We start from the raw sequence: 24807 nt of genomic DNA on the forward strand, positions 1-24807 counted from the left end.
CCCTAGGATGGTGGCAGCAGCCGGAGCCGGAAACGCCGGGACCGGGAAAGGTGAGCAATGACCCACGCAATCGTCGCACGTCAGGCAGGCGGACCGGAAGTCCTTACCTACGAGGACATCGAACGCCCTGTCCCGGGGCCCGGCCAGCTCCTGGTGAAGGTGGGGGCAGCGGGCGTCAACTTCATTGACACGTACAAGCGCAGCGGCACCTACAAGGTCCCTTTCCCGTTCACCCCCGGGTCCGAAGCCGCCGGCACCGTTGAAGCGGTGGGCGATGGCGTCACGGGGTTCGTCCCCGGCGACCGGGTGGCCACGGCGGAGGGCATCAACTGCTACGCGGACTACGCGCTCGTTGATGAGGCCGCCGCCCTGCCGGTCCCGCGCGGCCTGGACGACCTGACGGCGGCTGCGCTTCCCCTGCAGGGCATCACCGCCCATTACCTGATGAACTCCACCTTCAAGGTGGAACCGGGCCACACCGTCCTGCTGCACGCGGGTGCGGGGGGCGTGGGCCTGCTGCTGATCCAGCTGCTCAAGGCCCGGGGGGCGGAAGTCATCACCACAGTCTCCACGGACGCAAAGGAGCAGCTCGCCCGCGGCGCCGGCGCCGACCACGTGCTGCAGTACGAAGGCTTCGCTGAGAGGGTCAGGGAGATCACCAGCGGCACCGGCGCCGACGTGGTGTACGACGGCGTTGGGAAGGACACGTTCGACGGCTCACTGGCCGCTCTGCGCGTCCGGGGCATGCTGGTGCTTTTCGGCGCTGCCTCCGGCCCGGTCCCTCCCGTGGATCCCCAGCGCCTGAATGCCGGCGGTTCGCTGTTCCTGACCAGGCCCACCATGGGGCACTACCTGAGGGACGCTGCGGAGCGGCGCTGGCGCTCCGGCGAAGTGTTCGCGGCCGCGGCGGACGGCAGCCTGAAGGTCCGGATCGGCGCCCGGTACCCCTTGGTGCAGGCCGCCCAGGCACACCGCGACCTTGAGGGGCGGAAAACCACCGGAAAGGTCATCCTGGTTCCGTAGGACGGACAGCAACGGGAGACAGGAAAGGTCCCCGAGCCGTGCGGCTGCGGGGACCTTCTCTGTTGATGCGTGCTTCCGGTCAGCGCTGGACGGCGCCGAAGCGCTCGGCCGCCAGGGCCACCGCGCCTTCCCGTGCCGCTGATGCCTCGTCCGCCGTGAGGGTCCGGTCGTTGGCGCGGAACCGAAGCCCGAACGCGAGGGACTTCTTGCCGTCCTCAATGCCCTTGCCTGCGTAGACGTCGAAGAGCGCCACGTCCTCCAGCAGTTCACCGGCACCTTCGCGCAGGGCCGCCAGGACGTCGTCGGCGGGGACTTCAGCAGGAACCACCAGCGCCACATCCTGGGTGGCCACGGGGAACGTGGAGATGTGGCGCGCCACGATCACGTCCGGCGCGGCGTCGAACAGCGCGTCAGCATTGAGCTCCAGGGCCACCGAGCGTGCAGGCATATCCGATGCCGCCAGCAGCTTGGGATGCAGCTCACCGGCGTAGCCCACCACGTCCCCGTTGCGGAGCGACAGCCTGGCCGCACGGCCGGGGTGGAAAGCCTGGTGGCTGCCCTGGCTGGCCAGGACCTCCACGCCAAGGACGTCCCCGGCAATGCGGGCAAGGTCCAGCGCGTCAGCCCAGTCCCAGGGCCGCGGCGTATGGCCGGCGGCTGCCGGGGAATCGTGTCCCGTGAGCACTGCGGCGAGGTGGAATGGCTGGTCCGGGACGCCGTCGTAAAGTCCGTCCAGCACCTCATCGGAAGGCTTGGCCCCCAGCGGCGGGATGGAGGCGGTGCCTACCGTGCCGCCGGGCAGGAACACCAGGCCAGACTCGAAGAGTGCCAGGTCGCGGAAACCGCGCGAGTGGTTCCGCTTGGCCACCTCGATGAGCCCCGGCAGGATGGACGTGCGCAGGAAGCCCTGCTCTTCGCTGATCGGGTTCGCCAGTTTGACCGCGGTCCGGTCCGCGCCCTGTTCGGCCACCCCAAACGTGTCATTGGCTGCCTTGGACACGAAGGGGTAGGACAGGACTTCGGTGAGGCCGGCATCCGCCAGGGCCTGGATCAGGCGGCGGCGCTGCTGCTGCACCCGCGTCAGGCCGCGCCCGGGAGGCGCCACGGGAAGCGTGGCGGGAATCTTGTCGTAGCCCACCAGCCGGGCAATCTCTTCGGAGAGGTCCTCTTTGGTTTCCAGATCGTTCCGCCAGCTGGGGGCCGTAACGGTCCAGCCGCCGTCGTTCTTTTCCACCGCGGCGCCGAGGTCCTGCAGGGACGTGACGATCTGCTCTTCAGTGAAGTCGATGCCAATGCGGGCGGCAGCGAAGGCCTCCGGAAGTTCTATGCTGACGGAGTCAGGGGCGGTCCCCACATCGGTTCCGGCCTGGTCCGCCGTTCCGCCGGCCAGCTCGACGAGCAGGTCAACCACGCGCTGGGCGGCGATGCCGGCCACGTGCCAGTCCACGCCGCGCTCAAAGCGCTTGGACGCTTCAGACGGCAGCTTGTGGCGGCGCCTGGAACGGGCAATGGACACCTCGTCAAAGTGCGCGGCTTCCACCAGGACGGTCGACGTCGAATCCCCCACCTCTGTTGCGGCGCCGCCCATCACTCCGGCGATGCCGATCGGTCCGGAGACGTCCGTGATCAGGAGGTCCTCGGCGTCGAGCGTGCGTTCCTTGCCATCGAGGGTGGTGATCTTCTCGCCGGCCAGGGCCCGGCGCACCACGATGTCCCCGGACAGCGTGTCCTGGTCGTAGCAGTGCGTGGGCTGGCCGAGTTCCAGCATCACGTAGTTGGAAATGTCCACCGGCAGGGAGATGGAACGGATGCCGGCGAGGCGCAGCCGCGAAACCATCCACGGCGGGGTGGGCTTTGTGGCGTCCACGCCGCGGACGGTTCGGGCCACGAACCTGTCGCATCCGGGCTTGCCGTAGATGGGGGCATCGTCATTGATCTTGACGCCGTAGCCGCCGGACAGCTCCGCAGGAGCGGTGACGCGGGAAGCGGGGTCCGTGAAGGTGGTGCCGGTGGCGTGGGCGTACTCGCGGGCAACCCCTCGGATGGAGAACGCGTAGCCGCGGTCCGGCGTCACGTTGATCTCGGCAGCCTGGTCGTAGAGGCCCAGGAGCTCCATGGCGTCAGTGCCGATTTCGGGGTCCAGCCCGATGCGGGACAGCACCAGGATGCCGTCGTGGTCCTCGCCGATGCCGAGTTCGCGGACGGAGGCGATCATGCCTGCTGACAGGTGCCCGTAGGTCTTCCGGGCAGAGATGTGGAAGTTGCCCGGCAGCACGGCGCCCGGCAGGGTGACCACCACCTTGTCCCCCTCAACGAAGTTGTGCGCGCCGCAGATGATGCCCTGCACACCGGAGGGGTCAATGCCGTCGCCGGTGAGGGTCTGCTCCTGGCCTTCGGGAACCACCCGGACCTGGCACCAGTTGATGGTTTTGCCGTTGGTCTGGGGTTCCTTGACCAGGCTCAGGACCTGGCCCACCACGATGGGCCCCTGCAGGGTGTCCGTGGGGCGGTGGACGTCCTCTTCTTCAAAGCCGACCTTGACCAGCTCGGTCATGACGTCTTCTGCCGTTGCTCCGGCCGGTACCTCTGCGAATTCACGCAGCCAGGAAAGTGGGATACGCACTGTTAGATCTCCATCCCGAAGTGCTCGCTGAAACGTACATCGCCTTCGATCATGTCGCGCATGTCCCCCACTTCGTTGCGGAACATAAGGGTGCGCTCGATGCCCATGCCGAAGGCAAAACCTGAATAGACGTCCGGGTCGATGCCGGCGGCGCGGAGCACGTTGGGGTTGACCATGCCGCAGCCGCCCCACTCGATCCAGCGCGGACCGCCCTTGGCGCCGGGGTGCCAGATGTCCAGCTCCGCCGACGGTTCGGTGAACGGGAAGTAGTTGGGACGCAGCCGGATCTGGGCCTCGTCGCCGAACATCTGCCGCGCGAAGTGCTCAAGCGTGCCGCGGAGGTCCGCCATGCTCAGGTGCTTGTCGATGGCAAGGCCTTCGAACTGGTGGAACACCGGAGTGTGGGTGGCGTCCAGTTCATCGGTGCGGAACACCTTGCCCGGGCACAGCACATAGATGGGCAGCTCGCGTTCGAGCATGGAGCGTACCTGCACCGGCGAGGTGTGCGTGCGCATCAGCAGGTGCGCCTCGGGCGGTTCCACGAAGAAGGTGTCCTGCATTTCGCGGGCAGGGTGGTCCGGCTTGAAGTTCAGGGCGTCGAAGTTGAACCATTCCGATTCGACTTCCGGCCCCTCGGCGATCTCCCAGCCCATGCCCACAAAAATGTCCGCCACGCGGTCCTGGAGCGTGGAGAGCGGGTGCCGTGCACCGGCACGACGGCGGCGCGGCGCGGCGGTGACGTCCACGGTCTCTTCCAGGAGGATGCGGGCGTCGTTTTCCGCTTCCAGCTCTGCTGTGCGGTCGGCGAGCGCCTTGTTGACCCGTCCGCGAGATGCGCCCATCAGCTTTCCGGCGAGGGCCTTCTGGTCCTTGGGCAGCTTGCCTATCTCACGGTTGGCGAGGCTGAGCGGGGACTTCTCGCCGGTATGGGCGAGCCGCACCGCCTTCAGCTCATCAAGGGTGCCCGCGCCGGCAATGGCGGCGACGGCCTGGTCTACAGCGGCAGTGATGGCGGCTTCATCCGTGGGGTTCGGGATGGCGGCGCCCGGCAAAGTTTCAGTCATCTACTGTTCTTAGCTACGAGTCGTGGCTGCCGGTGAACGGGGCAGCCCTGCACGGTTTCCCGGCGGCGCGTCCGTCACTGGCAGGTCATGGATGAATGTCCCCAATGCCAACTGTGCATTCCGGTTCATTCAATGACCAGGTCAGGGCACACCGGTTGAGCCGGCGGCCACTGCCCTCCAGTCTAATTGAAGGCTCCGGCTACCATAGCCTCATGACAGTGCGCCGGCGCCCGGGAGCCCAGAAGCGCCTCACGGCTGCGCAGAGACTGCGGCAGGCGGCGAACCTGGCTAACGGCAGCACTGTCCTTGGCCTGGCGGTGGCCCTTGCCGCGCGCACACGGATCAGCAGCGGCCCCCGCGGCCTGATCCTTGCGTCCGGGTACAGGCCGCGGCTGCCTTTCGCCGGAGCTTTTACCCTGGGCAACGTGGTGTTGTGCCGAGGCACCGCCGCCGAGTTATTGTCCCGCCCGGCCCTGCTGGGCCACGAGGAGAAGCACTGCACGCAGTACGCCTGGTGCCTGGGCGCGCCGTTCCTTCCCCTGTATTTGCTGGCCGCAGGCTGGTCGCTGGTGCGCTCCGGCAACCCGGGGACGCGCAACATCTTCGAGCGCCACGCCGGCCTTGAAGCCGGCGGTTACCCTACGGGCAAAACCCGGCGCCGGCCTCCGCGCCGCCGCCCGTCTGAAGTGGAGGTTTGACCCATGGCCACTGCGTACGACGCCGATGAAGCCGGTGGCGGTGCCACCCGTGGCAATGCCTCGCCCGGCACAGTCCGCGTGTCGGGCGCGGGCTCGGCGGAAGCCGCGCCTGACCTTGCGGTGGTTTCGATCGGGGTGGAGTGCCGGGCCGATTCGGTGGGGCACGCCTACGCGCGGGCGGGAGCCGGCTCGGACGCCGTGACGGCCTCTTTCCGCAGGCATGGGGTGGCCGACTCCGACATCCGCACGTCGGGCCTTAACGTCCGCGCGGAACTCGCCTGGCGGGACGGCGAAGGACAGCGGGTCACCGGATACGTGGCAGCCAGCACCCTCACCGTGAAGCTGCGGGACCTGGGTTCCGCCTCAGCCGCCACTTCGGAGGCAGTTGACGCGGGCGGAAACGATGTCCGGCTGAACGGCGTGGAACTCACCTTCAGCGATGACGCGGCTGTGCGGGCACGCGCTCGGGAGGCCGCCTGGCTGGACGCCCTCAGCACCGCCACGCAGTACGCGCAGCTTGCCTCTGCCCGGCTGGGACGGGTGCTTTCCATAGCCGAGGACGGACCGGGCCGGGGCCCGGTGCCGCTGCCCCGGATGCAGCGGGCGGCTGCCGTGGAATCCCTCAGCGTGGAGGCTGGCGATTCCGTGGTGGACGCGGCAGTCAGCGTGGAGTGGGAGCTCCTGGCCGGCACCTAGGCGCACGCCGCACTGGCACCAGCCGGCCGCTCCACGCCGCGCATGCTTGACATTGGTTCGAACATAGATTCGAATGGACGGCATGAGATGGGACGCCCAAGCACTGATGCCCCGGCCAGCGGAAACGGCTGCGCAAACCCCATCCCCCGCATTGCTTCCCCTGGCCGGCCTGGTCCGTTCCATCACGACCCCCGAGTTCGCTGGCATCACCTTCCATGAGGTCACCGCCAAATCGGTGCTCAACAAGGTGCCTGCCGGTTCACGGATGCCCTTCGAGTGGACCATCAACCCCTACCGGGGCTGCAGCCACGCCTGCGTGTACTGCTTTGCCCGCAAGAGCCACACCTACCTTGATTTTGACGCCGGGCTGGACTTTGACAGCCAGGTGGTGGTGAAAGTCAACGCGGCTGAGGTTCTCCGGAAGGAACTGGCCAAGCCATCGTGGACGCGTCCGCAGGTTGCCCTGGGTACCAACACGGATCCTTACCAGCGGGCTGAGGGCCGCTACCAGCTCATGCCCGGCATCATCACCGCACTTGCCGAGTCCGGCACTCCCCTGTCCATCCTCACCAAGGGAACCCTGCTTGCCCGCGACATTCCCCTACTCAAGAGCGCGGCCGCCCAGGTGCCCGTGGGCATTGGCATCTCCCTAGCCATGACAGACGAAGCCCTGTCCGAGGCCATTGAGCCTGGAACGCCCGGACCCCGGGCGCGACTCAAGCTCGTTTCCCGCCTCCGTGAAGCCGGCCTGCCCTGCGGTGTCATGGCCATGCCCATCCTGCCGTGGCTTTCGGACAGCGATGAGGCCCTCGACGCGCTGTTTGCGTCCCTGGCGGCTGCGGGCGCAACCGGCGTCACGGCCGGAGCCCTGTACCTCAAGCCAGGGACCAGGGAGTGGTTCATGAAGTGGATTGCCGCCAACCATCCCGGGCTGGCGGGCCGCTACCGGCGGCTCTACGGGACAGGTTCGTACGCGTCCAAGGAATACCGCTCGTGGCTTGCGGGCAAAGTCCGGTACTTCAAAGCCCGCCACGGGTTTACCAACACGTCCGGCTTCAGCCACAGGGATCTGGAGGACGATCCCCGGGGTGAGGAAGCCGAATATCCCGCAGGCATCATCCCCCAGGCGGCCGCACCCGGCCAGGAACTGTCCGGAAAAAAGCAAGCTTCCGAGGGACAGGCAACGCTCTTCTAGGACCGTGCGCCTTCTGCCCTGACGGCGCCAAGCAGGGCCCGGACTATCGGAAAATCCGCGGGAATCCACGGCAGGTCAAGGACACCCCTGTGATTCTCCAGCGCCATCCACCGAAGTTCATCGTGGTCCTCGAGCGCCTTCGGCTCCCCGTGGGCAATCTCCGCAAACCACACCCGCATGCTGGCCCGGTGGTTCAGTGGCCAGCCGCCCGGAACCTGCGACGGGAGCTCAGCGCCGAGCCGAACCCCTATCCCCAGCTCCTCGAGCAGTTCGCGGGCCAGCGCCGCCTCCGGCTCCTCGCCGGGCTCCACTTTTCCACCGGGGAACTCCCAGAGTCCTGCCAACTGCTCCGGAGCGCTGCGCCGCGCCACCAGCAGCATGGAGGGTTCCGCCAGGCTGTCCACGACGGCTCCGCCTACCACCTGTATCTGTCCGTTCACCGCCCCATTCTATGGGGGACAATGAATGGACCAGCTGCAAATATCCTTCTGCCAGGGGAATACTGGTTCCCCTTTCCGGGTTGTTTGCAGGGTCCGGACCTCATCAGCCCCACTGCCGTGGCATTGGTCCACCATCACTTTCCTCCTTCGAAAAGCAGGCTTATGAGCAGCGTCCTCCAAACGTCCACGGCAGCCCCCGCCCGATCCAGCAACCTGGCCATGGCCATCCTCGCCCTCGCCATGGGCGGGGTGGGCATCGGGGTTACGGAATTCACCATGATGGGCCTGCTGCAGGAAGTCGAGCAGGGCCTTGGGGTTTCCACGCCGGAAGCCGGCCACCTCATCTCCGCCTATGCCCTGGGAGTCGTGGTGGGAGCCCCGCTGCTGGCCGCGGTGGGTGCCAAGCTCCCCCGCAAGCACCTGGCGCTCGGACTGATGGTGTTCTTCACAGTGGCCAACCTGGCGTCCTTCCTCGCCCCGGATTACGGAACAATGCTGGTGTCGCGCTTCGCCGCCGGGCTGCCGCATGGCGCATTCTTCGGGGTGGCAGCCGTCATCGCCGCTTCCTTGGTTCCACCCACCCGGCGGGGCTGGGCCATCTCAATGGTGATGGCCGGCCTGAGCATTTCCAACGTGGTGGGAGTTCCGTTTGCCACCTGGATGGGCCAGACGTACGGCTGGCGGCTCCTGTTTGTCCTGGTGGGACTGATCGGCCTGCTGACCATTGCCCTGGTATGGAAATTCGTCCCCTTCCACGAAGCCCACCCGGATGCGAGCATCCGGCGCGAACTGGGCGCCCTCAAACGCCTGCAGGTGTGGCTGGCCATCCTGATCGGTATTGTCGGCTTCGGCGGCTTCTTTGCCACCTACACCTACATCGCCCACACCATGACCCTGGTGGCAGGCATCCCGTCCTCACTGATTCCCCTGGTGGTGGCCCTGTATGGGCTGGGGATGGTGGCCGGCAACATTGTGGGCGGCCGGATTGCGGACAGGTCCGTGATGGGCACCCTCTACAAGGTGCTGCCCGGCATCGCCGTTGCCCTGGTGGTGTACGCCGTGGCCGTCCAGTGGCCGTGGTCCGCCTTTGTCATGGTGTTCGTGGTGGGTGCTTCCGGGTCCATGCTGATCCCCGCACTGCAGACCCGGCTCCTGGACGCGTCCCCGGATGCACCCTCCCTCGCATCATCACTGAACCACGCGGCGCTGAACGTCGCCAACGCCCTCGGGGCATTCCTGGGCGGGCTGGTGATCGCCTTGGGCTGGGGCTACACAGCCCCCGCATTGGTAGGTGCCGTCCTCGCCCTGCTGGGTCTCGGCGTCGCCATCACCAGCGGACTGCTGGAGCGAAAGAGGCCGCTGGCCGCCTGATCCCTGGAGTGATGATTCACTCGTGGCCCGGCACCCGGCGGCCCTGCCCGCCGGCCTACCGGGTCAACTGCCTGTAAGCCTGCTGACATCAGGGGACCCGTATGTTAGCTTGAGCCACATCGGGACCATGAGATCCCGGTCAGTATAAGGAGGAGACATGGGTTTTCTTGCTTGGATTATTCTGGGCCTCATCGTAGGGGCCATTGTTAAGGCTGTCATGCCCGGACGGGTTGGCGGCGGCTGGGTGACCAGCCTGGTACTGGGTGTCGTAGGCGCCATCGTCGGCGGCTGGATCGGAAGCCTCCTGTTCAACAGGGGCGATCTTGCCTTCTTCGACCTCGGCACCTGGATTCTCGCTATCGTCGGCGGCCTGGTTGTGGCCGGCATCTACGGAGCTATCACCGGTCGCGGCAAGGCCACCCGCGCACCCTGATCCGCTCGCAGGACAACATCAACAGCAAGGGCTCCGGCGAACCGGAGCCCTTATATGTTTAATCCCGCCTGTCTGTTGAGGCGCGCACTGCCTGAGGCATAGGCAGTGCGGGGCGTCCAATGCTAGGCGGTTACCGGGACCGGCAGGTGCTGGGAGCGCGCGCTGGCATAGAGGCAGACCGTAGCCGCTGTCCCCAAATTGAGGCTTTCCGCGGAACCATACACCGGCACGGCGACCCGGTGGTCCGCCAGCGCGAGCTCCTCCGGGGACAGGCCCTGGGCCTCGTTGCCGAACAGCCAGGCCGTGGGCTGCTCCAGTGCGTACTCGGACTGCGGCCCTTCGCCGGTCAGTCGGCGCCGGGCGTTCTCGTCCTGCAGGGTGTCGAGGTTGAGGGGCCCGTAGCCGTCGGCCGCCAGGACGCCGATACCCCTGGCTCGGCAGGCAGCCGACAGTTCGTCAATGTTCGCCCCCAGCACCACCGGTAGGTGGAAAAGCGAACCGGCCGTGGACCTGACGGCCTTGGGGTTGTAGATGTCAACGCTGGACGCTGTGAGGATAACGGCGTCGGCTCCCGCTGAATCCGCCGCGCGGAGGACCGTTCCGGCGTTGCCGGGGTCGCGGACCTGGCAGAGCACGGCAACCAGGCGGGGGCCGGCGTCGAGCACTTCCTGCAGCGTCACGTCAAGGAAACGGCAGACGGCGACGATCCCCTGCGGGTTGACGGTGTCCGCCATGGCTGCCAGGACCTCGTCCGTGGCCAGGCGGGCATTGACTCCCTGGGACAGTTCCTCGAATTCCGGATGCCGGTCCAGGCAGCTTTCACTGGCGAACACCTCGGTGACCACGCCAGGCTGGCCCACGGCAAGACGCTGCTGATGGAGCCTGAGCGCTTCCCGCACTGCCTGCGGCCCCTCGGCAAGGAACTGTCCGCGCTTTAAACGGGCCGGGCGCCCGGCAAGTTTTGCCACGTCCCTCACCCGATCAGCTCGGGGATTGGACAGTGGAAAATCTTGCGGGCGCCCGGTTTCGTTCATATAAGAACTTTAGTGGCTGCTGCCACCGGTTCTTGAACTGTCCCTGACGGGAACAACCGTTTGCTAGGCGACAGCCTTCTTGGCGGAGGTGTCGGCAGGCAGGGAATCCTTGGCAACCTTGACCAGCGCTGCGAAAGCGTTGGCGTCGGAAACGGCCAGCTCGGCCAGCATACGGCGGTCAACCTCAACCTCAGCGGCCTTCAGGCCCTGGATCAGGCGGTTGTAGGTGAGTCCGTTGGCGCGGGATGCAGCGTTGATGCGCTGGATCCACAGGCGGCGGAAGTCGCCCTTCTTCTTCTTGCGGTCACCGTAGCTGTACACAAACGAGTGCAGCAGCTGCTCTTTGGCCTTGCGGTACAGACGTGAACGCTGTCCACGGTAGCCCTTTGCGCGTTCAAGGATAACCCGGCGCTTCTTGTGGGCGTTGACCGCCCTCTTCACACGTGCCACGTGCGTACTCCTTCGAAAATTCTGCTCCCAAGCATCTACTGCCGGTAGTCCCGGCGGCCTGAGAAGGCTTTTTGGTAGGTGACTTACACCAGGTGGTGGTCAGTCTAAGAACTTGGAAACTAGATGCCGAGCATCTTCCGGATGACCTTGGCGTCGCCCTTGAAGACAATCTTGTCGCCGGCGAGGCGGCGGGTCAGCCTGGAGGACTTGTGCTCGAGGTAGTGGCGGCGGTTGGCCTGCTGGCGGCGCAGCTTGCCGCTGCCGGTCAGCTTGAAGCGCTTCTTGGCACCACTGTGGGTCTTCATCTTCGGCATGGGAACCGATCTCCTTACGTTCCGCAGGCTGGGCCTGCAGCTCTATCGCGCAGCTGCCCCTCAGGGCGGCGTGCTGGTTGCTGACTGCCGGAGGGCGACCTCCGGCAGCTGTGGACTAAGTGGTCTTCTTGCCGGCCGGCTTGGGCGCTGCCTTGGGGGCGGGCCGTGCGGCAGGCTTCGGTGCAGCGGGCCTGGCCACCGGCTTCGGCGGAGCAGGCACTGCTGCGGGCTTCGGCGCGGCGGCTGGAGCAGCAGCAGGCTTCTCCGCTGCGGCCTTCGGTGCCGGTGCAGCCTTGGGCTCTGCTGCCTTGGGAGCAGCAGCCGCCTTGGGTGCAGCAGGAGCCTTCGGCGCTTCGGCCTTGGGGGCCTCCTGCTTCGGGGCTTCGGCCTTGGGTGCTTCCTGCATCGGTGCCTCAGTGGCCTTGGCAGGGGCTTCGGCGGATTCGACGACGGCGGCCGGCTCCTGCACAGGTGCTTCGGTTTCCGGCTCGGTGGTGATGGCGAACCCCTCCGGGAGCAGATCCGCGAGTGACTGGGTCAGGGGCGCCTGATCATCACCGGAGGTGTCAACGCGGCCCGAAGCCTTGGCTTCGTTCTCCGCCTTTGCCTCGGCTCGCTGCGTGGCGCGGCGGGCTTCGGCCTTGGCCTCTGCCTTGTTCTTCAGCGGACCAACCACCATGACCATGTTGCGGCCGTCGATGCGGGGGCTAGACTCAACAACGCCAACTTCCGCAACGTCGTCGGCGAAGCGCTGGAGCAGGCGGATGCCCATTTCCGGACGCTGCTGCTCGCGACCACGGAACTGGATCATGGCCTTGACTTTGTCCCCGGCGCCGAGGAAGCGCAGTGCGTGCCCGCGCTTGGTCTCGTAGTCGTGGGTGTCGATCTTCAGGCGGAAGCGGATTTCCTTCAGAACGGTGTTCGTCTGGTTCTTCCGTGCTTCACGTGCCTTAACCGCGGCCTCGTACTTGTACTTGCCGAAGTCCATCAGCTTGCACACCGGAGGCTTCGCCTGAGGTGCAACTTCAACGAGATCAAGGTCGGACTCGGCAGCCAGACGCAGGGCATCCTCAATACGGACGATTCCTACCTGTTCACCTGCAGGGCCGACCAGCCGCACCTCGGGGACGCGGATACGCTCATTGATTCTTGGCTCGCTAATGTTAAAGCTCCTGTTTTTGTTGTGGAATCCGGCAAATAGAGAAGGCCCCCAATTGCCGGAGCAATCGAAGGCCTCTGAAAGATCGGATGCAGGTCCCGCGAAGGGACTGCGCACATGGCTCCGGCTCATGCCGGCTCCATGCCCAACCAGGTACCCGGCAACCTTGAGTTCCAAAGTGTTGGAACAGCGGCTGGCGCGGGTGGGAGAGAACTCCGCTTGCAAACTGCATGCCATCTTACAGAAAAAATTCCCGTCAACGCTGTGCAGCGCCGGTGGGAACCTTGATCGTTTGGAACAATCTCTGAAATAACGACATCCAGTCGGTCTGTGTCAAGCTTACCAGTATGAGCACCCCAGACAGTAATTCATACGTTTTCGAGCCTGCGGCGGATGAGGCAGGTGCCGCTGGCGACGTCTCGCAGCACGTCCGCGACATTTCCGAGGTGCCGGCGATCGAGGTCATTACCACGGCCGCCGTCCACCTGATGAGTGCAGCCGCAGTGAAGCTGGGACTCGCAGCCGAGGACAACGCGGAAGAACTGAAGGACCTGGACGAGGCCCGGAAACTGATCACCGCTCTGGCCGGCCTGGTGACCGCCGCCGCCCCGGAGATCGGTTCCCAGCATGCCGGACCCTTGCGTGACGGGCTGCGGTCCCTGCAGCTGGCGTTCCGCGAAGAGTCTTTGATCCCCGATGCCCCGGGCAAGGGCCCGGGCGAGAAGTACACCGGGGCAGTTAACTGACCGGACCGCAACACCCTTTTCTGAACCCCCGACGACGGCGGGACGGCTTCACAGGTCGTCCCGCCGTCGCGCATTTAATGGATTTTTTGTCCAGATATGCAGACTTTAGCGCCTCGGAAGCCGGCATATCTGGACAAAAACCCGGCCTGCCGGGCTGGAAATTACTGGGCCCCGATTTTGCCCCGGCGGCGCTGCTGGAGGATAAGGCCTGCGAAGCAGAGCACGACGCCGGCAACGCCCACCGAAACGAAGCCCCCGGATGGCCCCGTGCCGTCAATGAAGACACCCGCGAGCGGTGCACCCAGCGCCACGCCGCCAGTCAGTGCCGAGCCGTACCAGCCCATGGCCTCCCCGCGGCGTTCCTCAGCCACCAGGTCCGCAACTTTTTCCGACGCGGAGGACAGCACGGGTGCGCAGAGAAGTCCCGGCAGGATCGCGGTGAACGCCAGTGCCCACGTATCGTTCGCGAACCCCATGGGAATTGTCAGCGCGGCCATTCCAAGCAGCAGGAGGATCGGCGAGACCGGGCGGTGCATGGCCCCGTAGATCAGGCCTCCCACCACGGACGCGGCGCACCAGAAGAGGAAGACGATGCCGATTTCGGCCTGCCGCCCCCCGGTTTCCAGGGCGGCGACGATGCCGACGTCGGTTCCGCTCAGCACCATGCCCGCGCCCGCCGCCACGGCGAAGACTGCCGCCACGGTGGCGGTGAACCAGGCGAAGTTGTGGGCTACCTTGCCGCGCAGGCCCGGTCCGCGGTGTGTTGCGCCCGCAGGCACCAGTTCGGCCGCAGCCTCCTGCAGGTGGGCAGGGGCGGCTGACACCACGGCGGCCTCGGCGGCGTGGCGCTCATCTACGCTGCGTTCCTCATCCTGCGCCGGGCTTCGGGTGGGCGGGTTGAACCACATCAGGAACAGCCCGGCCAGCGACGTGGAGACCCCCACAATGGTGAGGCCCAGCACCGTGAAGCCGCTGGTGGCAACGATGGCGCCCGCAGCGGGACCGATCATGAACACCACCTCAGTGGTGATCGCATCGAGGGCGAAGGCGGTACGGCGCTGGTCGCCGTCGGCCAGCACGCCCAGGGACTGGCGCACCACGCTGAAGATGGGAAGCGTGAGCAGGCCGCCCACGAACACCAGCGGAAGGAGCCACTGGTAGGACACGTGCGGAACAACGGACCAGATAACCGCTTCCGAGATCACGGAGGGGATGAGTGCTGTCCGGAGGCCCACGGTGTCTACCCGCCTCCCGCGCCACGGTGCACCCACGGCAATGCCGATGGTCATGACGGCGGCGGCAGCGCCCGCGGCGGCGTACCCCTGCTTCAGGGTCAGGACGATGTGGAGGGTCAGCAGTACCCCGGCAGCGGAGTGGGGAATGCGGGCGACCATGCCCACCAGCAACAGCCGGCGGATAGGCCGGACGGCGAGCAACTCCCTGTAGAGAGCGAAATTCACTGAGTGATCCTTAGGTCCTGCCGCAGTGGCTGGGGATCACCCCGCTGGCTGCCGGCTAGTGGTCTGCACGCCTCAACTTGATGTCGATCGAGTCGACGCGCTCCCCAAACAATACATTCCGGGACCATTGGGCCTGGAGTCCGCCCACCAGTTCCTGGACCCCCGCGGCATCCAGCCCGTCCTCCAGGTAAAGCACCACCTGCAGTTCCGGCCCGGCGCCTCCGCCTGCTGCCACGGTCCCGTCGGCGGCACGGGCGGCCACTCCCCTGCCCTGTACCAGTTCGAGGTTCCGGACGGCGGGAAAAGCGGCGGCCGCACTGCCCATCTCGGCGGCAAGTTCCTGGTCCTTGTAGGACGGCGTCCACTGCTGCTGCTGGGCCAGCGCCCACACGGCAGGGCGCCGCACCACAAACGTGAAGGCAGAGCCCGGGTCAAGGACCAGCAACTCTGCGCCTTCGGCGACGGCAGAGAGCGCGGCGCGTGCGGCGTACACAGCAACGGGTCTGGCTCCGGGATGCCAGGCGGACAGCGCCGCTGTGGAGGTGAAGGCTGGCATTGCTGTCCTGCCGTCGGCGGCTTTGAGCGTGACCAGCGCCATGTCGGCCTGCTTGTCGGCCTGCAGGCCGTCCTGGCCTTCCGCTTCCTCCGCGAGCTGGGCCACGATCGGGATGAACACCCGTGCGGTGGCGAGCGAGGCGACGACGGCCGCCTCGTCCCCGGTTCCGTCCCGGAGTGCCGCTATGGCGGCAAGATAGGCGCCGCTTGCCGTCCCGTCGTCGTTCTCGAAGTTGTGGATCCTGGCGTCGTCGCCCGCCAGGCTCCGGCCTGTCCAGGGCTGCCCTGCGGAGTCCGTGGCGCCGCCGGCCCCTGCCAGCGCCGCAGCGATATGCCCCGGCAGCTGGCGGGGTGACGGGGTGCCTGATTCGTTGCTGGCCATGCCGGCGTGCGCCCTTAGCGGCGGCCGGCCACGTCGAGGGCTTCGGGCAACGTGAAGGCGCCGGCGTAAAGGGCCTTGCCCACGATGGCACCTTCAATACCCAGGGGCACCAGGGAGCGCAGGACCTTCAGGTCGTCGAGGCTGGAGATACCGCCGGAGGCCACCACGGGCTTGCCGGTTTTCTCCACCATCTGGCGGAGGAGTTCCACGTTGGGCCCTTGCAGGGTGCCGTCCTTTGTCACGTCAGTGACCACATAGCGGCTGCAGCCGGCTTCCTCGAGGCGGCCCAGGACCTCCCAGAGGTCTCCGCCTTCCTTCGTCCAGCCGCGGCCGGCCAGCGTGGTTCCGCGGACATCGAGCCCGACGGCGATTTTGTCACCAAAGCGCTCGATGGCCCGGCGGGTCCATTCGGGGTTTTCCAGCGCGGCAGTTCCCAGGTTCACGCGGGTAACTCCGAGGTCCAGCGCCGCGTCGAGGGTTGCATCGTCACGCAGCCCGCCGGACAGCTCCACGTTGATGTCCAGCCGGCCCACCACTTCGCGGAGCAGCTCGGCGTTTGAGCCGCGGCCGAAGGCTGCATCCAGGTCCACCAGGTGAACCCATTCAGCTCCCTGCTGCTGCCAGTTCAGCGCTGCTTCGAGCGGGGTCCCGTAGCTGGTCTCACTGCCCGCTTCCCCTTGCACCAGCCGGACGGCCTGGCCGTTGACGACGTCGACGGCGGGCAGCAGTTCGAGAACGGGAAGGTCAGTTGCAGTGGTCATGGTGAATCCTCAGGGTGGGGGCAGGATGGCCTGCCGCGGTCAGTTGCCCGGCAGCGTCAGCAGGTAGGCGGCGAGCAGCGACATGCCCGCAAGAACATAAAACGAAATCTGGGTCCAGAGCGGCTTGTGCTGCTGCCTGAAGGACAGGGCGCCGCCGACGAGTACGCCGGCAAGCCCCATCAGGAGAACGGACCACATCTAGGCGGTGCCGCCTTCCGAATCCGGCACCCCGCCGTTGGCCGGGGCACCGCCGGCCTGGGTGCTGTTGGCCTGGGTGCTGTCGGGCTGGCCGACGGCAGCGGGCCTGCGCAGGGCTTCCACCCAGTTGTGGAGCAGGCGCGCGCCCGCATCACCGGATTTCTCGGGGTGGAACTGGGTGGCGCAGAGCGGACCGTTCTCGACGGCGGCAATGAACGGAGCGCCGTGCTCGGACCACGTGACCAGGGGCGCTGCCATCCGTGGCTGAATGACATCGAAGTTCCATTCCTGGACCCCATAGGAGTGCACAAAGTAGAACCGCTCGTTTTCGATGCCGGCAAACAGCTTTGAGCCCTCGGGTACCTTGACGGTGTTCCAGCCCATGTGCGGCACGACGTCCGCCGGCAGGAGTTCCACCTTGCCGGGCCATTCACCCATGCCTTCAGCTTCGGTGCCATGCTCCACTCCAGCCTCAAAGAGGACCTGGAGGCCCACGCAGATGCCCAGGACCGGCCGTCCGCCGGCCACCCGCCTGCCAATGAGGCGGATGCCGTCCACGGCTTTAAGCTCACGCATCACGGTTTCGAAGGCCCCGACTCCGGGGACCACCAGGCCGTCGGCGTTCAGGACGTCCTCCGGCTTTGAGCTCAGGATGACTTCCGCACCGGCCCGTTGCAGCGCCCGCACGGCGGACCGGACGTTTCCGGAGCCGTAATCCAGGACAGTGACGGTGGGCTTGCCCTCGGGCGAGGGCAGCTTCCGGGAGGCCGAGGGATCCACGATGGCACCGTCCCGCAGGACCTGGCCGCTCACAGCGCACCCTTGGTGGAGGGGATCCCCTCAACACGGGGATCCGGTTCCACAGCAGCACGGAGCGCCCGCGCGAACGCCTTGAACTGGGCCTCGACGATGTGGTGCGGATCGCGGCCTGCGATGACGTTCATGTGGAGGCAGATGCCCGCGTGCAGCGTGATGGCCTCGAACACGTGGCGGGTAAGTGACCCGGTGAAGTGGCCGCCGATCAGGTGGTATTCCTGGCCTGCGGGCTCGCCGCCGTGCACCAGGTAGGGACGCCCGGAAACATCGACGACGGCGTGGGCCAGGGCCTCGTCAAGGGGGACGGTGGCCTCGCCAAACCGGCGGATGCCGGCTTTGTTCCCCAGCGCGGTGCGCAGCACCTCTCCGAAGGTGATGGCGACGTCCTCCACCGTGTGGTGGACGTCAATGTGGATGTCGCCCGTGGCTTTGACGGTCATGTCGATCAGCGAGTGCTTGCACAGCGCCGTGAGCATGTGGTCGTAGAACGGTACCGACGTGTCGATGTCCGAGGTGCCGGTGCCGTCCAGGTTGATTTCCACGAGCACGGACGACTCACTGGTGGCACGTTCCATGCGCGCAGTGCGGGCCGCAGCCGCGTTCGGTCCGGTGGTACTCATGCGTTGGGTCCTTTTGGGCAGAAGGGGCGGTTCAGGGCGTCCAGCGCCGCTGCTTCCAGTCTAGGCGGGAAGCGTGGCCTGGCTTGCAAGGATGCTTTCCAGGGATGTGAGGAAGGCTGTGGTTTCGGTCTCAGTTCCGGCCGTGACGCGAAGATGGCCCGGAATCCCCACGTCCCGGATCAGTACGCCCGCATCCAGCAGTTCCTGCCAGACCCGGTGCGGGTTCTCCAGTCCGCCGAAAAAGACGTAGTTGGAGTCGGACGCGGCGGGCTTGAGGCCCATGCGCGTCAGCTCCGACACGATGCGGTCCCGCTGCTTCTTGATGTCTTCCACATCCGCCATCAGCGCCTCACGGTGCTGGAGGGCGGCCAATGCGGTGGCCTGCGTGATGGCGGAGAGGTGGTACGGCAGCCGGACCAGGCGCAGCGCATCGGCAACTTCGGGTGCTGCAGCCATGTAGCCCAGGCGGGCTCCCGCCAGCGCGAAGGCCTTGCTCATGGTCCTGGACACGATCAGCCGCTCCCGGCCTGGCAGCAAGGTCAGTGCACTGGGCGTCCCGTCGTGTGCGAACTCGTGGTAGGCCTCGTCCACAATGACGATGGTCTGGCTCGCTTCACCGGCCTCGTAGACGGCCTCCACGACGTCCAGCCCCAGTCCCGTCCCCGTGGGGTTGTTGGGTGAACAGAGGAACACGATGTTGGGCTGCAGTTCCTTGACCTGCCGCCCCGCGGATTCGGCGCTGAGGCCGTAGCCCTCGGCGCGCTCACCGATGATGTACTCGGTGTCCGTTCCACTGGCCAGCAGCGGGTACATGGAGTACGTGGGCGGAAAGCCGAGCGCTGTGCGTCCAGGGCCGCCGAAGGCCTGGAGGATCTGCTGGAGCACCTCGTTGGAGCCGTTGGCGGCCCAGAGGTTGGTCTCGTCCAATCCATGGCCCAGGTATTCTGCCAGCGCTTTCCGCAGTTCCGTAAACTCCCGGTCCGGGTAGCGGTTCAGCCCTGCGGCGGCCTCGGACACCGCCGCGCTGATGGCAGCCCGCACGTCAGCCGGAACACCATGGGTGTTCTCGTTGACGTTGAGGAGGATGGGGACGTCCAGCTGCGGCGCACCATAAGGGGTAAGCCCGCGGAGGTTGCTGCGGAGGGGAAGCCGGTTCAGGCGTTCTAGCTGGTCATTCACCTGAACAGTTTAGTGCCCGTGCCGGGTGCCGGAAAATGTGACGGCATCCTGTTCGCCCTCGGCATGTGCCGCATTAGTCGGCGGGTACGAACAGCTGCTGCCCCGGGAAGACCGTGCCTGCGGACAGGTTGTTCAGCTGCACGATGTCCGCCACAACATCACGTGCGTCGCGCTCCGGCGCCACGGTGGCCGCGATGCCCCACAGCGACTGGCCGGGCTGGACCGTCACGCTGACCGCGGACGTCGTCTCAAGGTCCGCAGCAGAGTCGGAGGCTTTCGCCGGGGAGTTGAAGAAGCCTGCCAGGGAGAGCAGCAGGGCGGCCAGCAGCACCAGGGGAATCCCGATCAGCACGATGCGGCCGCGGCGGGTCAGCCGCAGGGGCGGAAGGGGTGCCGGCCGTTCCGGCTTCCGCTCTTCAGGCCCGGACAAGAGTTGCTGCACTGAGAGCAGCTGTGGACGTGAACCCCGCGAAACAGATGTAGCTGACATGAACTGAGCCCTCCTGGACCATACTGTGCTGCCCGGATGTTCTGCTCCGCGCCCCGGCAGGGGCATTCCGGCGCCGTCTTCGAATGGCCCGAGTTCGCAGTAGAATATATGTTCGAACTTTGCTTCTTCAGTTTTAGCACCTATCAACGAACATTGTCGAGACTCGCTAGAACAAATGTTTGAAAAAGCAGTGTGGCTGGCCTAGCTTTGAACGAAAGAACAACCACCCGGACAGTCGATCAGCAGGGTCTGACATTATGGGGCGGGATCCTCCAGGGCCTGGCCGTGGAGGGGCCCCGCGGACACCGAAAGGCATTGGCGAATATGGCAGCAGCAGCCGCCGGGGGCAGGGCAACCGCGCAACCGAAGAGGACCGCCAAGGGCCTGACGCCACGGCAGAAAAAGATCCTCGAAACCATCCAGCGCTCCGTCAATGAGAACGGCTACCCCCCGTCCATGCGGGAGATCGGTGACACGGTGGGACTGGCCAGCCTTTCAAGCGTCACGCACCAGCTGGCCCAGCTGGAGAAACTCGGCTACCTCCGCCGTGACCCGAAGCGTCCGCGCGCCATGGAAGTCCTCATGCCCCTGACCCTGGACGGTGGCGCGGCCAAGCCGGCCAGCCAGCCATCAGCGGGAATCTCCGCAGGCGGGGCCACCGTCTCGGAGCTGCCAACGGCCTTGGACACGGCGATGGTCCCACTCGTTGGCCGCATCGCTGCTGGTGGCCCCATCCTTGCCGACCAGCAGGTGGAGGATGTTATGCCGCTCCCCCGGCAGCTGGTGGGCCAGGGCGAACTGTTCATGCTTAGGGTGGCCGGGGATTCCATGGTGGATGCAGCCATCTGTGATGGCGACTGGGTGGTGGTCCGCCGCCAGGCGGACGCAGCCAACGGCGACATCGTCGCTGCCCTCCTTGACGACGAGGCCACCGTGAAAACGTTCAGGCAGCGTGACGGCCACACCTGGCTGCTCCCCCAGAACACCCAGTACGAGCCCATCCTCGGGGACCACGCCACCATCATGGGCAAGGTCGTGTCAGTCCTCCGCTCGCTGTAGCCGCCCGCTCCTGGCCCAGGCAGAACCAACCCACAGCACAATTAGCCCGGGGTGGATCCGGCCCTGCGCAGTGCGTGGCCGGATCCACCTTGGGCAGATCCGGCCGTGCCCCGGGCCGGCTTCGCAGAGCCCCAGCATGTCCAGGGCGTCAGGCGTTCTCCCCGGCCAGCCTCTCCAAGGCCGCGATTGCCGTCTTCCGGTCCGTTGTGGACCAGAACGGCGGCAGCGCTCCCCGAAGGAACCCGGCGTAGCGCTCGGTGGCCAGCCTGGAGTCCAGGACTGCCACTACTCCCTTGTCCCCGGTGGAGCGGATCAGCCGGCCTGCGCCCTGGGCGAGCCGGATGGCAGCATGGGTGGCCGACACCGACATGAAGCCGTTTCCGCCGGCCTGTGCCACGGCACGGGAGCGCGCCGTCATGAGCGGATCGTCCGGCCGCGGAAAGGGAATCCGGTCTATCACCACAAGCCGGCACGAACCGCCCGGAACATCCACGCCCTGCCACAGGGACATGGTTCCGAACAGGCAGGTGTCGGGCTCGTCGGCGAACTGCTTCACCAGTGCGGTCATGGTGGAGTCGCCCTGGCACAGGACCGTCATGTCCAGCTTTGGGCGCAGGGCCTCGGCGGCTTCCTCTGCGGCGCGCCGGGAAGAAAACAGGCACAGTGCGCCGCCGCCGGAAGCACGGATCAGGGCCTCGAGTTCGTCCAGCGCTTCAGGGGATGCGCCCCTGCCGGGCTTCGGCAGGTGCCCTGCCACATAGAGGATGCCTTGTTTGGGGTAGTCGAACGGCGAGCCCACGTCCACGCCCTTCCAGCGGGGAGCACCCTCACCCACGAGGCCCAGCCCGCCGGCGGCAGGTTCAAATGCTGAACCGATGGCCAGTGTGGCGGAGGTCAGCACAACGGTGTGTCCGGCGAACAGGCCTTCCCGCAGCCGCCCGGCCACGGAGAGGGGCGCAATATTGATCAACGCCGGCGCTGTGTCATCCGGCGGGGAGAATCCCTGCGCGGGATCAAAGGAGCTGGCGCGGGAAAACCACACTACTTCGCGGTTTTCCCGGGCAGCGAGGAGCCGTTCGCAAAGTTCCAGGATGAGCATCAGGCGGGACCGCGCAAGCTGCCGGCCGCCGTCGGGCGTTGCAGTGCTGTCCCCCTTCGAATCCGAGAGGGCGGCCCGGCAGGCGTCGCGCAACTGGTCCACGCAGTCCAGCTGTTCGTCATTCAGTCCGTTGGGCAGCAGCCCGTTCGGCACGCCGGCGAGGGCGAGCTCCAGGTTGGCGGCCGCGGCGTTGAGCGCGTCAACGGTGATGGCGGTGTGCTTGCGGGCGCCGGCGGCAGCGGCGTGCACCATGGCCACCGACAGCTGGCCGGACACCGCACCGGTAACCCTGTCCTGGAGTTCGTGCGCCTCGTCCACCACCACCACGTCATACTCGGGCAGGACCGCCAGCCCCTCAAAGGCGCTGACTGCAAGCATGGCGTGGTTCGTGACCACGACATCGGCCTCAGCAGCGTCCTGGCGGGCGAGTTCACTGAAGCACTCTGCTGCCATGGGGCACTTTTGGGCGCCCAGGCATTCCATGGACGTCACGGACACCTGGCGCCAGGCGCGGTCCGTGACGCCCGGCAGGAGCTCATCCCTGTCGCCCGTGGCGGTCTTCTCCGCCCACTCCCTCAGCCGCACCACTTCCTTGCCGAGCTGGGACGAGGGCCCGCCCACGGCTGCGGCAAAGTGCGGGACGCTGGTGTCCTCACCCAGGCTGAACAGCTGGCCTTCCGCCGGTTCCTCGCTCGGGAAGCCGCCTTCCAGCTTGTGCCGGCAGACGTAGTTGGACCGCCCCTTGACCAGGGCCACCTTGACGGGCCTGTCCAGGGCGGGAGTGATGGCCTTGAGCAGCCGGGGCAGGTCCCTGCCCACGATCTGCGTCTGGAGCGCAAGCGTGGCCGTGGAGACCAAGGCAGGCTTGTTGCTTTCCAGGGCGTGCGCGATGAGGGGTATCAGGTAGGCCAGCGACTTTCCGGTGCCCGTGCCTGCCTGGACCAGGAGGTGGTCCCCCGTTTCCAGGGCACGGGCCACCTGCCTGGCCATCTCATGCTGGCCGTCACGGCTTTGCCCGCCCATGCCGGCAACGGCCCGGTCGAGCAGTTCGATCACGAACTGCTCGCCGGCCGTCTCCGTGGCTTCCGTGGCCACGAGGTCAGTCATTGCTGACGAAGGGTTCCAGTTCGGCCGCAAAGCCTTCACGGACCATTACCACGGCCCGCGTGCCTTGCTCCACGTGGTCCACGCTGATGATCTCGGCGTCGGACTCGTGGAGTTTGCTGACCAGGTCTCCGCGGTCGTACGGGATGAGCAGCTCCAGCTTGACGCTTGGCCTGGGAATGGCGTCACTGATTGCCTTCAGCAGTTCCGCGATGCCCTGCCCCGTGCGGGCGGACACCACCACATGCCGCGGTTCGCGCTGCCGGAGCCGTTCCACCACAAAGGGATCAGCGGCGTCGGCTTTGTTGAGCACGATGATTTCGGGCACCTTGCGGGCATCCACCTCGCTGAAGACCTTCCGGACCGCAGCGATCTGGCCCTCAGGGTCCGGGTGCGAAACGTCCACCACGTGGAGGATCAGGTCGGCGTCGGCAACTTCCTCCAGCGTGGAGCGGAACGCCTCCACCAGCTGCGTCGGCAGGGACCGGACGAAGCCCACAGTGTCCGCGAGCGTGTAACCCAGCCCGTCCGCGGTTTCCGCCTTGCGGACAGTCGGGTCCAGGGTGGCGAACAACGCGTTCTCCACCAGGACGCCGGCGTCGGTCAGCCGGTTGAGCAGCGAGGACTTGCCCGCGTTGGTGTACCCGGCGATCGCTACGGACGGCACGGAATTACGACGGCGGTTGGCCCGCTTGGTCTCGCGGGCCGGCTTCATCGCGGCGATCTCCCGCCGCAGCTTGGCCATGCGGGTGCGGATGCGACGGCGGTCCAGCTCGATCTTCGTTTCACCGGGACCGCGCGAACCCATGCCGGCCGCGGCGCCGCCCACCTGGCCGCCGGCCTGGCGGGACATCGACTCGCCCCAGCCACGGAGGCGCGGCAGGAGGTACTCAAGCTGCGCCAGCTCCACCTGGGCCTTGCCTTCGCGGCTCTTGGCATGCTGGGCGAAGATATCAAGGATCAGGGCTGTCCGGTCGATGACCTTGACCTTGACGATGTCCTCCAGGCCTCGGCGCTGGGAAGGTGCAAGCTCGGCATCCACCACCACGGTGTCCGCGCCGGTGGACATCACGATGTCCCGAAGCTCAAGCGCCTTGCCCGAGCCAAGGAATGTTCCAGGGTCCGGCTTGTCCCGGCGCTGGACCAGTCCGTCAAGGACCTCGGAGCCGGCTGTTTCCGCAAGGGCAGCGAGCTCCCGGAGCGAGTTCTCTGCGTCGGCCAGCGTGCCTTCGGACCAGAGCCCAGCCAGGACCACCCGTTCAAGGCGCAGCTGGCGGTACTCGACCTCGGTGACGTCTTCCAGTTCGGTGGACAGTCCTGCGGTACGGCGCAGGGCGCGCCGTTCCTCAAGGTCCTGCTGGTCGCCGTCGTACGTTGAATGTTCTTCGTCCAGGCCGGAAATTGCCTGGGCCTTGCCGAAAACTGCCTTTCCGTCGCTGCCCTTCCCATCGCCGCTTTGCGTGCTGGGGTTCCTGGCAGGTACGTCCTTGGAGAGAATCCGGTCGATCACAGCCTGGATTTCCTCGGGACTCATGTCCTGGGCGGCTGGATCTGATCCGGTGTTGGGCTGGCTGGTCATGGTCTCCTTTGAAGATTCGGCAGTTCCAGAATAGTGCCGATTGCTGGTGGTGGGGGAAGTATTCGCGCTGGGCTGACGGCCTGCGGTCATCCAAGCCTCCTGGCTTGCTGGGCCGGCGCCGGTGATGGCGGCGCCGGCAGACGTGCCACGTACACTTACGCGGCGGAAAAAGGCAGCCGGAAAACGGCGATAAGTTCAGCAGGAGGCTGACTTTCGAGTGTGGTCCGGCGACCGGAACAAAGGGATATCCGCTTGGCCC

The 24807-nt window shown here is 66.5% G+C and carries 25 protein-coding genes; 8 read left to right on the forward strand and 17 right to left on the reverse strand.

The window, feature by feature from the left end:
• Positions 1-57 precede the first annotated feature (57 nt).
• A complete protein-coding gene (locus tag IEX33_RS16700; protein ID WP_188732047.1) occupies positions 58-1023 on the forward strand; it encodes a quinone oxidoreductase family protein in 966 nt (321 codons plus the stop codon).
• 79 nt (positions 1024-1102) lie between these two features.
• Here IEX33_RS16700 and pheT read toward each other — a convergent pair whose 3' ends face one another.
• Both pheT and pheS read right to left on the reverse strand, forming a co-directional pair.
• Positions 1103-3646 carry a phenylalanine--tRNA ligase subunit beta gene (pheT, locus tag IEX33_RS16705; RefSeq protein WP_188732048.1) on the reverse strand — a complete coding sequence of 848 codons (2544 nt, stop codon included), beginning with the start codon at positions 3644-3646 and terminating at the stop codon, positions 1103-1105.
• Positions 3647-3648: 2 nt separating this feature from the next.
• Entirely contained in the window at positions 3649-4710 is a 1062-nt protein-coding gene (gene pheS / locus IEX33_RS16710) for a phenylalanine--tRNA ligase subunit alpha (protein ID WP_188732050.1), read from the reverse strand.
• A 212-nt stretch (positions 4711-4922) separates the two neighbouring features.
• On the opposite strand from pheS, the gene IEX33_RS16715 reads away from it, so the two are divergent.
• The 3 genes from IEX33_RS16715 to IEX33_RS16725 all read left to right on the forward strand — a co-directional run bounded on the left by IEX33_RS16715 (position 4923) and on the right by IEX33_RS16725 (position 7299).
• Positions 4923-5408: a hypothetical protein gene (locus IEX33_RS16715; protein WP_188732052.1), complete on the forward strand. Its 486-nt coding sequence runs from the start codon at positions 4923-4925 to the stop codon at positions 5406-5408.
• Between the two features lie 3 nt (positions 5409-5411).
• The gene (locus IEX33_RS16720) at positions 5412-6104 is read left to right on the forward strand and encodes an SIMPL domain-containing protein (protein WP_188732054.1); all 693 of its coding nucleotides are present in this window, start codon (positions 5412-5414) and stop codon (positions 6102-6104) included.
• A gap of 82 nt (positions 6105-6186) precedes the next feature.
• On the forward strand, positions 6187-7299 hold the full coding sequence (locus tag IEX33_RS16725) for an Rv2578c family radical SAM protein (RefSeq protein ID WP_188732195.1): 1113 nt from the start codon (positions 6187-6189) through the stop codon (positions 7297-7299).
• On the opposite strand, the gene IEX33_RS16730 is transcribed toward IEX33_RS16725, so the two are convergent.
• Positions 7296-7739, reverse strand: a complete 444-nt coding sequence (locus tag IEX33_RS16730) for a (deoxy)nucleoside triphosphate pyrophosphohydrolase (protein ID WP_308421995.1) — start codon at positions 7737-7739, stop codon at positions 7296-7298. The genes IEX33_RS16725 and IEX33_RS16730 overlap by 4 nt on opposite strands.
• 162 nt (positions 7740-7901) lie before the next feature.
• On the opposite strand from IEX33_RS16730, the gene IEX33_RS16735 reads away from it, so the two are divergent.
• Together IEX33_RS16735 and IEX33_RS16740 are read left to right on the forward strand one after the other, a co-directional pair.
• Positions 7902-9110, forward strand: a complete 1209-nt coding sequence (locus tag IEX33_RS16735; protein ID WP_188732056.1) for an MFS transporter — start codon at positions 7902-7904, stop codon at positions 9108-9110.
• Between the two features lie 157 nt (positions 9111-9267).
• Positions 9268-9543, forward strand: a complete 276-nt coding sequence (locus IEX33_RS16740; protein WP_009358633.1) for a GlsB/YeaQ/YmgE family stress response membrane protein — start codon at positions 9268-9270, stop codon at positions 9541-9543.
• A gap of 122 nt (positions 9544-9665) precedes the next feature.
• On the opposite strand, the gene IEX33_RS16745 is transcribed toward IEX33_RS16740, so the two are convergent.
• The 4 genes from IEX33_RS16745 to infC all read right to left on the reverse strand — a co-directional run bounded on the left by IEX33_RS16745 (position 9666) and on the right by infC (position 12461).
• Positions 9666-10577, reverse strand: a complete 912-nt coding sequence (locus IEX33_RS16745) for a TrmH family RNA methyltransferase (RefSeq protein WP_188732058.1) — start codon at positions 10575-10577, stop codon at positions 9666-9668.
• 63 nt (positions 10578-10640) lie between these two features.
• Positions 10641-11027: a 50S ribosomal protein L20 gene (rplT, locus tag IEX33_RS16750; RefSeq protein WP_013600575.1), complete on the reverse strand. Its 387-nt coding sequence runs from the start codon at positions 11025-11027 to the stop codon at positions 10641-10643.
• A gap of 119 nt (positions 11028-11146) precedes the next feature.
• Entirely contained in the window at positions 11147-11341 is a 195-nt protein-coding gene (gene rpmI / locus IEX33_RS16755) for a 50S ribosomal protein L35 (RefSeq protein ID WP_009358635.1), read from the reverse strand.
• A gap of 115 nt (positions 11342-11456) precedes the next feature.
• Positions 11457-12461 carry a translation initiation factor IF-3 gene (gene infC / locus IEX33_RS16760; protein ID WP_229675437.1) on the reverse strand — a complete coding sequence of 335 codons (1005 nt, stop codon included), beginning with the start codon at positions 12459-12461 and terminating at the stop codon, positions 11457-11459.
• 386 nt (positions 12462-12847) lie between these two features.
• On the opposite strand from infC, the gene IEX33_RS16765 reads away from it, so the two are divergent.
• The gene (locus IEX33_RS16765; protein WP_188732061.1) at positions 12848-13246 is read left to right on the forward strand and encodes a DUF1844 domain-containing protein; all 399 of its coding nucleotides are present in this window, start codon (positions 12848-12850) and stop codon (positions 13244-13246) included.
• A 161-nt stretch (positions 13247-13407) separates the two neighbouring features.
• Here IEX33_RS16765 and IEX33_RS16770 read toward each other — a convergent pair whose 3' ends face one another.
• The 8 genes from IEX33_RS16770 to IEX33_RS16805 form a co-directional block, all read right to left on the reverse strand.
• A complete protein-coding gene (locus IEX33_RS16770; protein WP_188732063.1) occupies positions 13408-14706 on the reverse strand; it encodes an MFS transporter in 1299 nt (432 codons plus the stop codon).
• A gap of 55 nt (positions 14707-14761) precedes the next feature.
• On the reverse strand, positions 14762-15643 hold the full coding sequence (locus tag IEX33_RS16775) for an SseB family protein (protein WP_188732064.1): 882 nt from the start codon (positions 15641-15643) through the stop codon (positions 14762-14764).
• 14 nt (positions 15644-15657) lie between these two features.
• Entirely contained in the window at positions 15658-16404 is a 747-nt protein-coding gene (gene priA / locus IEX33_RS16780) for a bifunctional 1-(5-phosphoribosyl)-5-((5-phosphoribosylamino)methylideneamino)imidazole-4-carboxamide isomerase/phosphoribosylanthranilate isomerase PriA (RefSeq protein WP_188732066.1), read from the reverse strand.
• A 39-nt stretch (positions 16405-16443) separates the two neighbouring features.
• Positions 16444-16602, reverse strand: a complete 159-nt coding sequence (locus IEX33_RS16785; protein ID WP_181038237.1) for a hypothetical protein — start codon at positions 16600-16602, stop codon at positions 16444-16446.
• On the reverse strand, positions 16603-17415 hold the full coding sequence (hisH, locus tag IEX33_RS16790) for an imidazole glycerol phosphate synthase subunit HisH (protein ID WP_188732068.1): 813 nt from the start codon (positions 17413-17415) through the stop codon (positions 16603-16605).
• Complete coding sequence (gene hisB, locus IEX33_RS16795; protein WP_188732070.1) at positions 17412-18038, reverse strand: imidazoleglycerol-phosphate dehydratase HisB; 627 nt, start codon at positions 18036-18038, stop codon at positions 17412-17414. Before hisB ends, hisH begins: the two co-directional genes overlap by 4 nt.
• A 60-nt stretch (positions 18039-18098) precedes the next feature.
• The gene (locus IEX33_RS16800) at positions 18099-19217 is read right to left on the reverse strand and encodes a histidinol-phosphate transaminase (RefSeq protein ID WP_188732072.1); all 1119 of its coding nucleotides are present in this window, start codon (positions 19215-19217) and stop codon (positions 18099-18101) included.
• Between the two features lie 73 nt (positions 19218-19290).
• The gene (locus tag IEX33_RS16805) at positions 19291-19707 is read right to left on the reverse strand and encodes a LysM peptidoglycan-binding domain-containing protein (protein ID WP_188732074.1); all 417 of its coding nucleotides are present in this window, start codon (positions 19705-19707) and stop codon (positions 19291-19293) included.
• A 324-nt stretch (positions 19708-20031) separates the two neighbouring features.
• On the opposite strand from IEX33_RS16805, the gene lexA reads away from it, so the two are divergent.
• Positions 20032-20766: a transcriptional repressor LexA gene (gene lexA / locus IEX33_RS16810; RefSeq protein ID WP_104189906.1), complete on the forward strand. Its 735-nt coding sequence runs from the start codon at positions 20032-20034 to the stop codon at positions 20764-20766.
• Positions 20767-20914: 148 nt separating this feature from the next.
• Here lexA and IEX33_RS16815 read toward each other — a convergent pair whose 3' ends face one another.
• Together IEX33_RS16815 and hflX are read right to left on the reverse strand one after the other, a co-directional pair.
• Positions 20915-22972 carry an ATP-dependent DNA helicase gene (locus tag IEX33_RS16815; RefSeq protein ID WP_188732076.1) on the reverse strand — a complete coding sequence of 686 codons (2058 nt, stop codon included), beginning with the start codon at positions 22970-22972 and terminating at the stop codon, positions 20915-20917.
• Complete coding sequence (hflX, locus tag IEX33_RS16820) at positions 22965-24548, reverse strand: GTPase HflX (protein ID WP_188732077.1); 1584 nt, start codon at positions 24546-24548, stop codon at positions 22965-22967. Before hflX ends, IEX33_RS16815 begins: the two co-directional genes overlap by 8 nt.
• Between the last annotated feature and the right edge of the window lie 259 nt (positions 24549-24807).

The organism is Pseudarthrobacter scleromae, assembly GCF_014644515.1.
Lineage (GTDB): Bacteria > Actinomycetota > Actinomycetes > Actinomycetales > Micrococcaceae > Arthrobacter > Arthrobacter scleromae.